The following is a 10,920-nucleotide window of genomic DNA, read 5'->3' on the forward strand; positions in this document are numbered from 1 at the left end:
GGAGTAAGTGGTGTGGGAGTTTGTGGCCTGCCGGACCCTAGACGTGGCCGTCGACGGTCAACCCAGGGGGAAGGTTGGGGGCGTCCTCGGATTCTTTGACCATGATCTGGCCATCCACCACCAGGACTTCGTGGACCCTGACGGGCAATTTTGCGGGAGGCGCGTCGGCGGCTCCGGTGCGGAGGTTGAATTTTGAAGCATGGAGCGGGCACTCTACCCAGCAGTCCTCAACCCAGCCGTCGGCGAGTGAGGCGTCCTGGTGGGTACAGGTGTCGTCGAGGGCGAAAAGTTCGCCCTCTTCGGTGTGAAATACGGCAATGGGCGGAGACGTCTCAAGTCGAATCGCGTCCCCCGGAGCCAACGAGCTAAGCGGGCAAGCACTGTGCATCTCACGAACCTTCTTTCACCGGGCTGGTCGAACCTGTGGGGCGGTTGTCTCATGATCAACGCTGATCACAATACGCAACAGAGTGATGGACCTCACAGCGCCTTGTCAAGGGGTTGAATTTCCTTCGCAGATTCCTTGACACGCGATGTGAAGTCGGTCACGCTGTTTCGCATAATGAAGTTTGTTGCGTATGGCGCAATACGCTTTCGAACGGCTCGGCGAGGAGGAAGCCATGGAGACATTGGCGATCGTGGGTGCATCATTGGCGGGTCTTTCCGCCGCCCGCGCTGCCAGGGCGCAGGGCTTTTCCGGCCGGCTGCTCATCATTGGCGATGAGCACGAGCGGCCCTATGACCGCCCGCCCCTGTCCAAGGAGTTCCTGGCAGGAAAGATCGGTATCAAGCACGTCATGTTGGAAGCTGAGGAGGCGGATTCAGATGACCCGCTCCAGGCCGAATGGCTGCTTGGCTCCCCGGCACGAAGCTTTCATGCCGCCACCAGGACCATCACGCTAGGCGACGGGAGCGCTGTGGTGGCTGACGGCGTCGTAATTGCCACGGGAGCCTCAGCCCGCACCCTGCCCGAACTTGCAGGCCTAGCCAATGTCTTTACCTTGCGGACTCTCCAGGATGCCCAGGATCTGGCGCCGGAGCTCGTTGCGGGTGGCCGCCTGCTGGTTGTGGGCGCCGGCTTTATCGGCGCGGAAGTCGCATCAACGGCCAAGGGCTTGGGAATGGATGTAACCATCATCTGCAAGAGCGAAGTGCCGCTTAGCGCTCCGCTCGGTCCACAGATGGCTGCCGTCATGGCCACGCTCCATGGGCTCAATGGAGTGGAGCTGATTTGTGACACGGGAATCGACTCGTATTACAGCTACGAAGGAAATGTGACCGGCGTCCGGCTCAGCGACGGACAGTACCGTTCCGCCGACGTCGTACTCCTCGGAATCGGTGCTGTCCCCAATGTCGGGTGGCTGGCCGGTTCGGGCGTCGAACTCGACGATGGCGTCATGTGCGATGCGATGGGACGGACCAACGTTCCCGGCGTGGTTGCCGTGGGGGACTGTGCAGCCTGGTTCGACGCACGCAGCGGGCGGCACCATCGCGTGGAGCATTGGAGCGGCGCCCAGGAACGTGCCGCCCTCGCCGTGGCCGGACTCTTGGATCACTCCGCCGCACCCCAACCCCTCAACTTGCCGTACTTCTGGTCCGACCAGTACGGAGTGACGCTCCAGTTCGCGGGCCATGCGCGGGACGCGGAGCGCGTCGAGATCGAGGCAGGACAGCTCGAGAACCACAGCTTCCTGGCCGTGTACTACCGGGGCGAGGAACCGGTGGGCGTTCTGGGTGTGAACCAGCCGCGCCTGTTCACCCGTTGGCGCCGGCAACTCAATGCCCGCAATGCCCCGCCCGTCCTGGCAACCCCGTGAACATTCCCAAGCCTCAACCACGTTCATCACTGAATAGGAGTCAGCATGACCACTGAAGTTGTTTCCCCCAGCCTGATCCCCACGCTCCCCGGCCACACGTATGTCAGTGAAGACATCTTCCGCGCCGAGCAAGAGCACATCTTTGAACAAATGTGGTTCTGCGCAGTGCGGACCGCGGACCTGGAAAAGGCCGGTTCGTTCAAGACGGTGCAGATCGGCCGCGAGAGCGTGCTCATCAACCGCACCCGCAAAGGGGAAATCCGCGCGTTCTACAACATCTGCCGGCACCGCGGCGTGAAGCTGTGCATGGAGGAGTCCGGCGAAGCCAACCGCTCGTTCCAGTGCCCGTACCACGCCTGGACCTACGACCTCGAGGGAAAGCTCATCGCGGCCCCCAACCTCACCAAGATGCCGGATATCGACCGCAACGAATACGGACTGGTCAAGGTCCACGTCCGCGAATACATGGGCTACGTGTGGGTCTGCCTCGCCGATGAGCCACCGTCGTTCGAGGAAGACGTCATGGGTGCGATCGAGGAGCGACTCGGGGACCTGCGGGCGGTTGACGACTACGACATCGCGAACCTGAGCCTTGGCCGGCGCATCAAGTACGACGTCAAGGCCAACTGGAAGCTCATCATCGAAAACTTCATGGAGTGCTACCACTGCGCCACGATCCACCCCGAACTCACCGAAGTCCTGCCCGAGTTCGCAGACGGCCTGGCGGCGCAGTATTTTGTGGGCCACGGCGCCGAGTTCGGCGAGGACATCAAGGGCTTCACGATCGACGGTTCCGAGGGCCTCGATCGAATTCCGGGAGTGGGCGATGACCAGGACCGCCGGTACTACGCGGTGACCATCAAGCCGAATGTCTTCGTCAACCTGGTTCCGGACCATGTCATCATCCACCGCATGTTCCCGCTGGCGGCGGACCACACGATCGTTGAATGCGATTGGCTGTACCTGCCCAGCGTGGTGGAATCCGGCAAGGACGTGAGCGCTTCGGTGGAGCTCTTTCACCGGGTCAACGAGCAGGACTTCGACGCCTGCGAACGCTGCCAGCCAGCCATGGGTTCCAAGATCTATGCCAAGGGCGGCGTGCTGGTACCGAGCGAGCACCACATCGAGGCGTTCCACAGCTGGGTCACCAGCAAGATCGCTGACGTTCCCTCCGACAGCTAGCCTGAGGAACGTCCGTCGATGTAACGAGCAACCGGGAACTCAGGAAAAGGAACCCAGCCAATGGTTTACAAAGTAAGGGCGGTCATCGCCAAGGAAAAGAACGCTCCGGTCTCGGTGGAGACCATCCTGGTGCCGGACCCCGGTCCGGGCGAGGCGCTGGTGGACATCCTCACCTGCGGCGTCTGCCACACCGACCTGCACTACAAGCAGGGCGGCATCACCGATGATTTCCCCATACTGCTCGGCCACGAGGCCACAGGTGTGGTCAGTGCCGTAGGGCCGGACGTTACCGAAGTGGCGCCAGGGGACCGTGTGATCCTGAACTGGCGTGCCGTGTGCGGGGAATGCCGGGCATGCGCCAAGGGCCAGCCGCAGTACTGTTTCAACACGCACAATGCCACGCAGAAGATGACCCTGGAGGACGGCACGGAACTTGCACCGGCCCTGGGGATCGGCGCCTTCGCCGAGAAGACCCTCGTGGCCGCCGGGCAGTGCACCAAAGTGGACGACGACGTCGATCCCGCCGCCGTCGGGCTGCTCGGCTGCGGCGTGATGGCAGGAATCGGCGCCGCCATCAACACCGGCGAGGTCAAGCGGGGCGAGTCCGTGGCCGTCATTGGCTGCGGCGGCGTCGGCATCGCCGCCATCGCCGGGTCAAAGCTCGCCGGCGCCACGACGATCATCGCCGTGGACATCGACGCCAACAAAATAGAGATGGCCATGTCCCTAGGCGCCACGCACGGTGTCAACTCCAGCAAGGAAGACCCCATCGAGGCCATCCGGGCGCTGACCGGCGGCAACGGTGCCGATGTGGTGATCGACGCCGTCGGACGCCCGGAGACCTACAAGCAGGCCTTCTACGCGCGCGACCTCGCCGGCCGCGTGGTACTGGTCGGCGTACCGACGCCGGGCATGCTGCTCGAACTGCCCCTGCTGGACGTCTTCGGCCGTGGCGGTTCCCTGAAGTCCTCCTGGTACGGGGACTGCCTGCCCTCCCGCGACTTCCCGATGCTGGTGGCACACTACAAGCAAGGCAACCTTGACCTGGACGCGTTCGTGTCCGAACGGATCACCATCGACCAAGTGGAAGAGGCGTTCGCGAAGATGCACGAAGGCAAAGTGCTCCGTTCGGTAGTGGAAATCGCATGAGCGTCACCATCGAAAACCTGGTCACCTCGGGCACGTTTTCGCTCGACGGCGGCACATGGGACGTGGACAACAACGTCTGGATTGTCGGCAACGACGACGAGTGCGTGATCATCGATTCGCCGCACGATGCAGCGGCGATCATCGAGCAGGTCCGCGGGCGGAAGGTGCGCGCCATCCTGCTCACCCATGCGCACAACGACCACATCGGGGCAGCGCTCGACGTGGCGAAGGCCGTGAACGCGCCGATCCATCTGCACTCCGCGGACATGGTTCTGTGGGAGCAGGTGTATCCGGATGCCCGGCCGGACCGTCACATTGCAGACGGCGACATCTTCGACGTGGCGGGCACGGCCCTGCAGGCCATCCACACGCCGGGCCACTCACCGGGTTCCACGTGCTTCTACCTGGAAAGCGAAGGAACGGTCTTCACGGGCGACACGCTTTTCAACGGCGGTCCGGGCGCAACGGGCCGATCGTTCAGCGACCACCCGACCATCCTGGCCTCGATCCGCGAACGCCTTCTGCCGCTTCCGCCGGAAACCGTGGTCCGGACCGGCCATGGCGGGGACACCACAATCAAAGCCGAAAAGGAAAACATCGCTTAGGCAGCGCGCGATCGCGAGGTTTGACGGACCCTAGGCGCCGCTGGCAGCGGTGTACCCCATCTTGACGCTGATTGAATACCCGGCCTGCTTGAGCGCATCGAGCAGGCCGGGTATTTTTTCCGGCTCGAAACGGAAGGCAGGGCCGGAAAGGCTGATGGCTCCGATCACCGTGCCGCTGTGGTTGCGGATCGGAACGGCGATGGCGTTGAGTCCGCGTTCGAGTTCTTCATACGTGGCGGCGTACCCGGCCTCCGCAATGACCGGCATTTGCCGCTCCAGCTCGTCGCGGTCGGTGATGGTCTGTGGGGTGTAGCGCGCTTGGCCGGCTTCCCTGAGAACGCGGTCACGGGTCTCAGGCGCCAGGGCGGCAAGCATGACCTTTCCGCTGGACGTGGCGTGGAGCGGAGTGAGCCCACCGATCCAGTCCTGCGTGCCAAGCGTGTTGGGGCCGATGGCCTGGTCCACGTTGACCGCGAAATTTGACCGCAGCACGGCCAGGTTGGCAGTCTCAGCGAACTTCTCGGCCAAGGCTTCGAGATCTTCCCGGGCCTCCCTGACCAAGCTGAGACGGGCCGGAATGGCACTGGCCAAGCGCAGGATGTTGAACCCGAGTTGGTATTTTCCGCGCTCGTGATTCTGCTGCACCATGCCACGGGCGTCCAAGGCGCTCAGCAGCCGCGACGCCGTGGACTTGTGGACGCCCATTTCCTCCGCGATCTCACTCACGCCGGCATCCCCGTTGCGGGCGATGATTTCGAGCACAGTGATGGCCCGGTCCACGGACTGCACCCCGGCGTGGTGCGCGCCGGCGGGATCGGTATCGGCGTCGTTGGCAAGGCTTGCATCAGCGTCCATGTGGTTCATCGTCTCAAACCCGGTCAAATGCGCAGCCTCTCTGGGCTCCGTGTCCTGGGATGCTGCCGGCCGGCCGTTCTTGGCGGAGATAGGATCGGGCGGTATGGCACTGCGACTCGTTCAAGTGAATTTCAAGGCCCGGGATGACTCGGCTCTCGGCCGGTTTTGGGCGGAAGTGCTCGGGTGGGGTGTTTCCAGCGAAGGACCAGGTGTGACCAATGTCGAACCCGTGGGCTTCACCGGGCCGGACCCTGCCGTCGTGTGCGTCGATGTCGTCACGGTCCCGGACCCCGAGACGGTCAGGTACCGCGCCCATCTCGATCTCGCCACCACCTCTGCGGCCCATCAAGCGGAGCTTGTGGCGCGCGCGGTGAAGCTCGGCGCGACGCCTGCCGACATCGGCCAGGGCGATGTGCCGTGGACGGTCCTGGCCGACCCGGAGGGCAACCTGTTCTGCGTGCTGGAGCCTCGGCCGATCTACCGGGACACCGGGCCGATCGCCGCGGTGGTGGTCAATTGTGCGGATCCGCGGGCCATGGCCCGGTTCTGGAGCGGGGCGATGGACTGGACCCTGCACGAGGTGACCGACGATCTTGCGAGGCTGCGCTCGGCCAAGGGCGTGGGGCCGTATCTGGAATTCGTCCGCACACCCGTCCCGAACGCCGTGTCCGGCCGTGTCCATCTCGACCTGCGGCCATACCCCGGCGATGATCAAGCGGCAGAGGTGGCCCGGCTGCAGGCGCTGGGTGCCACGGACGCCGACGTCGGCCAAGGCGAGGTGCCATGGGTATGCCTCGCCGACACGGAGGGCAACGAGTTCTGCGTCCTCACCCCGGGCTGACGCAGAGCCTCGGGGTTAACGGCTCGCCGAACCAGCAGGGGAGCTGGGAACGAAAGGCGGAGGCCTGAAATCATTGTCCGTTATGTTCCCGGGTCCATGCGTCATCCAGCGAAGGACCAAGAGGACCAGAATCAACGAAAGGGCGCCGCCAACCAGCAAAACAGGAACTCGCCGCTTCATTCTCGGCATCCGCAAACCCCTCGATCGAAAGTAGCTGACACTCGTCCCTTATAGCCTGATGCGACTGTGCAGAAAGCATCGTCCCCGCGCTGACTGCCTTCGCAATGAACCATGGGGCAGCAACCAGGTCAACCACGCGGGCCATCACAGACTCCATATCGGGGTCAAGGCACGCTCAGGGTTCTATGTGCTTCTCGTCGCTAGCACTCAAATATGGGCGATTCGCTACTCATTTTGATTCGGAAGACCACTCAGTGCAGTTTTCCCTTGTTAACATCTGGAAAAGGAGACGACCAATCATGCAGCCCTTGGTAAGAAAGCGCTCACGCGTCGAGCTCTCCAGGTTTTTCCTGCTGGGAGGGGCCATCTTGTTGATTTGCCGCTCTATCCATTCACAGCTATCTCTGCTGTCCTGTCTGGATCTGCCCTCTTTCTTGCAGCCAGGGAAGCCCCGAGTCGGAACCGCACCCTCACCTTGGTCACAGCCGTTGCGCTGCTCGGAATGGTCATCCTGGTGACGCTCCTGAGCCTGCAGACAGGAACCGTTGGCCCCCACAGTGGCGAGGTCTCGAAAGTGTAGCTCCCGCCGTCGATCGCCTAAGCCGTTCCTTCTTGGGCGCCGTCGTGCCACACTTGATGGACTATCGAGTGACTGGGGGGATCCGGGTCAGGAGATTGGTATGTGTGTTCTGATGCACCCCCACAGCTCGGGCTGCCGACTGGTAGTGAGCGAACCATGATCATCGGTTGGGCTTACTTCATGGCCGGAGTAATGACGGTTGACGGACTTCTGTTGGGACTGCTGCTGTTGAACGTGAAGTGGCCGAAGCACTGGAAGAGAAACGGCTGAGGGCAGCGGTATCCCGCGAGACCCGAGCATGCGCCGAACCTAGAGCACCTTGCGGATCGTCTCTTCGAAACTCACCACGTGGTGCAGGGCGAGCGCCGCCGCGCGGTCCTCATCGCCGTCGGCGATCGCGGTGAGCAGTTCAGCGTGCTCTGCGACGTGGCCTGTCACGGAAGGCATCTTGTCCAGCATGTGGCACCAGATGCGGGTTGCCAGGTTGTCGTAGCGGATCAGTACGTCCTCAAGGTGCGGATTGGCCGCGGCCTTGTAGATGAGCCGGTGCACCTGGATGTCGTACCGCATGAGTTCCTGTTGGCCGGCGTCGTGTGCTTCCAGGCCGCTGATGGCTGCGGCCACCTCGCGGAGTTCTTCCCGGAGCTTGGGGCTGGCCATGCGGGCAGCCCGCCGTGACGCCAAGGGCTCAAGCAGCTCCCGGATTTCGGAGACGTCCGCCAGTTGGGTGATGTCGACGCCGGTGGCGAAGGTTCCGCGGCGGGGATACGACACGACGAGGTGGTCGCTTTCGAGCCGCTTGATGGCCTCGCGCACGGGAGTCCGGCCGATGCCGAGTTCCGTGGCAATCTGCCCGTCGTTGATGGGGTCTCCGGGTTTGATGTCCAGCATGATGAGCCGGTCGCGCAGGAGCAGGTAGGCGTTTTCCGCCAAGGAGGTTCCCTGCGTGCCCGTGTCCAGTGCTTCCAATGCAGTGCTCATGTGCCCTCTCCCGTTTGCCACAATTCCAAGTCTGGCGGATCAGTTGCTGCCGGGCTGTTGACGGTTGTGTGATCTCCAACATACTATGGCAACAGTTCTAATATATCAGTTGCTGATTAGTCAGTAAATATAAGTATCTCAAAAGGAGAACATGATGGTTGAACCGCTGATCCGCCCGCTCGCCCAGGCGGACCCGGAGGTTGAACGGGCGATCGCCCAGGAACTCATCCGCCAGCAGTCCACGCTGGAAATGATCGCCTCCGAAAACTTCGCCCCTGCAGCCGTCATGCAGGCACAGGGCTCGGTCCTGACCAACAAGTACGCGGAAGGCTACCCGGGCAAGCGCTACTACGGCGGCTGCGAGCACGTGGACGTCATCGAGCAGCTGGCCATCGACCGAGTCAAGGCTCTCTTCGGCGCCGAAGCCGCGAATGTCCAGCCGCACTCCGGCGCACAGGCCAACGCGGCAGCCATGTTCGCGCTCCTCGAGCCGGGGGACAGCATCATGGGCCTCGACCTCGCACACGGTGGCCACTTGACCCACGGCATGCGCATCAACTTCTCCGGCAAGCTGTACAACGTCATCCCGTACCACGTCAGCGAATCCGATCTCCGCGTGGACATGGCGGAAGTCGAAGCCCTGGCCCTGGAACACCGCCCGAAGCTGATCGTTGCCGGCTGGTCGGCGTACTCGCGCCACTTGGATTTCGCCGAATTCCGCCGCATCGCCGACCTTGTGGGAGCCTACCTCATGGTGGACATGGCCCACTTCGCCGGCCTCGTCGCCGCGGGACTGCACCCCAACCCCGTGCCGTATGCCGACGTCGTGACCACCACCACCCACAAGACCCTCGGCGGGCCGCGCGGCGGGGTGATCCTCTCGAAGGAACAATACGCCCGCAAGATCAACAGCGCGGTGTTCCCCGGCCAGCAAGGCGGACCGTTGGAGCACGTGATAGCCGCCAAGGCCGTGGCGTTCAAAATGGCGGCAGAGCCCGAATTCCAGGAACGCCAAATGCGGGTGCTGGAAGGGGCCAAGCTCCTTGCCGAACGGCTCCTGAAGGAAGACGTGGCCGCAGCAGGGATCTCGGTGGTCAACGGTGGCACCGACGTCCACCTGGTCCTCGTCGACCTGCGCCACTCGGACCTCGACGGACAGCAGGCCGAAGACACCCTGCACCGCATCGGCATCACCGTGAACCGCAACGCCGTCCCGTTCGACCCCCGGCCGCCGATGGTTTCCTCAGGCCTCCGGATCGGCACCCCGGCACTTGCCGCCCGCGGCTTCGGCGCCAAGGAATTCGCGGAGGTCGCGGACATCATCGCGACGGCGCTCATCGCCGCGGCAAGCAGCGGCACCCTGGGTGACCACGCCGCCGTCGAACTCCGTGACAGGGTTACCGCGCTCGCCGAACAATTCCCGCTTTACCCGCATCTTTCCCAGGCCGCCAGCGGCAACGACGCCGCGGCCACCGAACTAGAAGCAGAAATGATTGGAGCAGCCCAGTGAGCGCAGACCAACTCCCCGAACACCCGGACTTCCTGTGGCGCAACCCGGAGCCCAAAGCTTCCTACGACGCAGTGATCGTGGGCGGTGGCGGCCACGGCCTGGCCACCGCATACTTCCTGGCCAAGAACCACGGAATGACCAACATCGCCGTGCTGGAGAAGGGCTGGCTGGCCGGCGGCAACATGGCCAGGAACACCACGATCATTCGCTCCAACTACCTTTGGGACGAGAGCGCTGCCATCTACGAGCACGCCCTCAAGCTCTGGGAGATCCTGCCCGAGGAACTCGAATACGATTTCCTCTTCAGCCAGCGCGGCGTCATGAACCTCGCCCACACGCTGGGCGACGTCCGCGAAAGCGTCCGCCGCGTCGGGGCGAACAAGCTCAACGGGGTCGACGCCGAATGGCTGGACCCGCAGCAAGTCAAGGAACTCTGCCCCATCCTGAACATCAGCGACAACATCCGCTACCCGGTCATGGGCGCCACGTACCAGCCCCGGGCCGGTATCGCGAAGCACGACCACGTCGCCTGGGCCTTCGCCCGGAAGTGCGATGAACTCGGCGTGGACATCATCCAGAACTGCGAAGTGACGGGCTTCCTCAAGGACGGCAACCGCGTGGTGGGCGTCAAGACCAACCAAGGAACCATCCGCACCGAAAAGGTCGGGCTCGCCGCGGCCGGCCACAGCTCCGTCCTCGCCGAAATGGCCGGCTTCCGCCTCCCGATCCAGTCCCACCCCCTCCAGGCGTTGGTGTCCGAGCTGCATGAGCCCGTCCACCCCACGGTGGTCATGTCCAACCACGTGCACGTCTACGTTTCCCAGGCCCACAAGGGCGAACTGGTCATGGGCGCCGGGGTCGACTCCTACAACGGCTATGGCCAGCGCGGCTCGTTCCACGTGATCGAACACCAGATGGCCGCCGCCGTCGAACTCTTCCCGATCTTTGCCCGGGCCCACGTGCTCCGGACCTGGGGCGGAATCGTGGACACCACCATGGATGCCTCGCCGATCATCGGCACCACCCCGGTGGAGAACATGTTCGTCAACTGTGGTTGGGGAACGGGTGGCTTCAAGGGCACGCCCGCTGCAGGCCTGACCTTCGCCCACACCATCGCCACGGGTACGCCGCACGAGCTCAACAAGCCTTTTTCGCTGGAACGCTTCGAGACCGGTGCCCTGATCGACGAACACGGCGCCGCCGCCGTCGCCCACTAGCCG

Annotated in this window: 10 protein-coding genes; 7 read left to right on the forward strand and 3 right to left on the reverse strand. The window is 63.6% G+C overall.

The annotated features are described in order from the left end of the window. Window positions 1-37 precede the first annotated feature (37 nt). Window positions 38-388, reverse strand: a complete 351-nt coding sequence (locus AB0323_RS08345; protein ID WP_184738179.1) for a bifunctional 3-phenylpropionate/cinnamic acid dioxygenase ferredoxin subunit — start codon at window positions 386-388, stop codon at window positions 38-40. Window positions 389-578: 190 nt separating this feature from the next. Between AB0323_RS08345 and AB0323_RS08350 the strand changes: the two genes are divergently transcribed. From AB0323_RS08350 to AB0323_RS08365, 4 genes are read left to right on the forward strand one after another with little or no spacing between them, the layout of a single operon-like run. Further along, window positions 579-1,817, forward strand: coding sequence for an FAD-dependent oxidoreductase (locus AB0323_RS08350; protein WP_366176897.1), 1,239 nt, complete (start codon window positions 579-581; stop codon window positions 1,815-1,817). A gap of 45 nt (window positions 1,818-1,862) precedes the next feature. After that, window positions 1,863-2,999: an aromatic ring-hydroxylating dioxygenase subunit alpha gene (locus tag AB0323_RS08355; protein ID WP_366176898.1), complete on the forward strand. Its 1,137-nt coding sequence runs from the start codon at window positions 1,863-1,865 to the stop codon at window positions 2,997-2,999. Between the two features lie 60 nt (window positions 3,000-3,059). Beyond that, the gene (locus AB0323_RS08360) at window positions 3,060-4,148 is read left to right on the forward strand and encodes an S-(hydroxymethyl)mycothiol dehydrogenase (RefSeq protein ID WP_366176899.1); all 1,089 of its coding nucleotides are present in this window, start codon (window positions 3,060-3,062) and stop codon (window positions 4,146-4,148) included. Beyond that, window positions 4,145-4,753, forward strand: coding sequence for an MBL fold metallo-hydrolase (locus AB0323_RS08365; protein WP_366176900.1), 609 nt, complete (start codon window positions 4,145-4,147; stop codon window positions 4,751-4,753). Before AB0323_RS08360 ends, AB0323_RS08365 begins: the two co-directional genes overlap by 4 nt. A 30-nt stretch (window positions 4,754-4,783) precedes the next feature. On the opposite strand, the gene AB0323_RS08370 is transcribed toward AB0323_RS08365, so the two are convergent. Next, window positions 4,784-5,608 carry an IclR family transcriptional regulator gene (locus AB0323_RS08370; protein ID WP_366176901.1) on the reverse strand — a complete coding sequence of 275 codons (825 nt, stop codon included), beginning with the start codon at window positions 5,606-5,608 and terminating at the stop codon, window positions 4,784-4,786. A gap of 103 nt (window positions 5,609-5,711) precedes the next feature. Between AB0323_RS08370 and AB0323_RS08375 the strand changes: the two genes are divergently transcribed. Then, complete coding sequence (locus AB0323_RS08375; protein WP_366176902.1) at window positions 5,712-6,449, forward strand: VOC family protein; 738 nt, start codon at window positions 5,712-5,714, stop codon at window positions 6,447-6,449. Window positions 6,450-7,518: 1,069 nt separating this feature from the next. Here the strand turns inward: AB0323_RS08375 and AB0323_RS08380 are convergent. After that, the gene (locus tag AB0323_RS08380; protein WP_366176903.1) at window positions 7,519-8,190 is read right to left on the reverse strand and encodes a GntR family transcriptional regulator; all 672 of its coding nucleotides are present in this window, start codon (window positions 8,188-8,190) and stop codon (window positions 7,519-7,521) included. A 154-nt stretch (window positions 8,191-8,344) separates the two neighbouring features. Here AB0323_RS08380 and glyA point away from each other — a divergent pair, with 154 nt between their 5' ends. Both glyA and AB0323_RS08390 read left to right on the forward strand, forming a co-directional pair. After that, window positions 8,345-9,700, forward strand: a complete 1,356-nt coding sequence (glyA, locus tag AB0323_RS08385) for a serine hydroxymethyltransferase (RefSeq protein ID WP_366177016.1) — start codon at window positions 8,345-8,347, stop codon at window positions 9,698-9,700. Further along, entirely contained in the window at window positions 9,697-10,917 is a 1,221-nt protein-coding gene (locus AB0323_RS08390; RefSeq protein ID WP_366176904.1) for a sarcosine oxidase subunit beta family protein, read from the forward strand. Before glyA ends, AB0323_RS08390 begins: the two co-directional genes overlap by 4 nt. Window positions 10,918-10,920: the final 3 nt, after the last annotated feature.

It is taken from the genome of Arthrobacter sp. NPDC080031 (assembly GCF_040702485.1).
In the GTDB taxonomy this organism is placed as follows: Bacteria; Actinomycetota; Actinomycetes; order Actinomycetales; family Micrococcaceae; genus Arthrobacter.

Excerpts from the sequence above, each read along its gene's own strand:
- AB0323_RS08375 (WP_366176902.1), top strand. The coding sequence starts at position 5,712 with ATGGCACTGCGACTCGTTCAAGTGAATTTCAAGGCCCGGGATGACTCG.
- AB0323_RS08355 (WP_366176898.1), top strand. The coding sequence starts at position 1,863 with ATGACCACTGAAGTTGTTTCCCCCAGCCTGATCCCCACGCTCCCCGGC.
- AB0323_RS08360 (WP_366176899.1), top strand. The coding sequence starts at position 3,060 with ATGGTTTACAAAGTAAGGGCGGTCATCGCCAAGGAAAAGAACGCTCCG.
- AB0323_RS08370 (WP_366176901.1), bottom strand. The coding sequence starts at position 5,608 with ATGGACGCTGATGCAAGCCTTGCCAACGACGCCGATACCGATCCCGCC.
- AB0323_RS08345 (WP_184738179.1), bottom strand. The coding sequence starts at position 388 with ATGCACAGTGCTTGCCCGCTTAGCTCGTTGGCTCCGGGGGACGCGATT.
- AB0323_RS08365 (WP_366176900.1), top strand. The coding sequence starts at position 4,145 with ATGAGCGTCACCATCGAAAACCTGGTCACCTCGGGCACGTTTTCGCTC.
- AB0323_RS08380 (WP_366176903.1), bottom strand. The coding sequence starts at position 8,190 with ATGAGCACTGCATTGGAAGCACTGGACACGGGCACGCAGGGAACCTCC.
- glyA (WP_366177016.1), top strand. The coding sequence starts at position 8,345 with ATGGTTGAACCGCTGATCCGCCCGCTCGCCCAGGCGGACCCGGAGGTT.
- AB0323_RS08350 (WP_366176897.1), top strand. The coding sequence starts at position 579 with ATGGCGCAATACGCTTTCGAACGGCTCGGCGAGGAGGAAGCCATGGAG.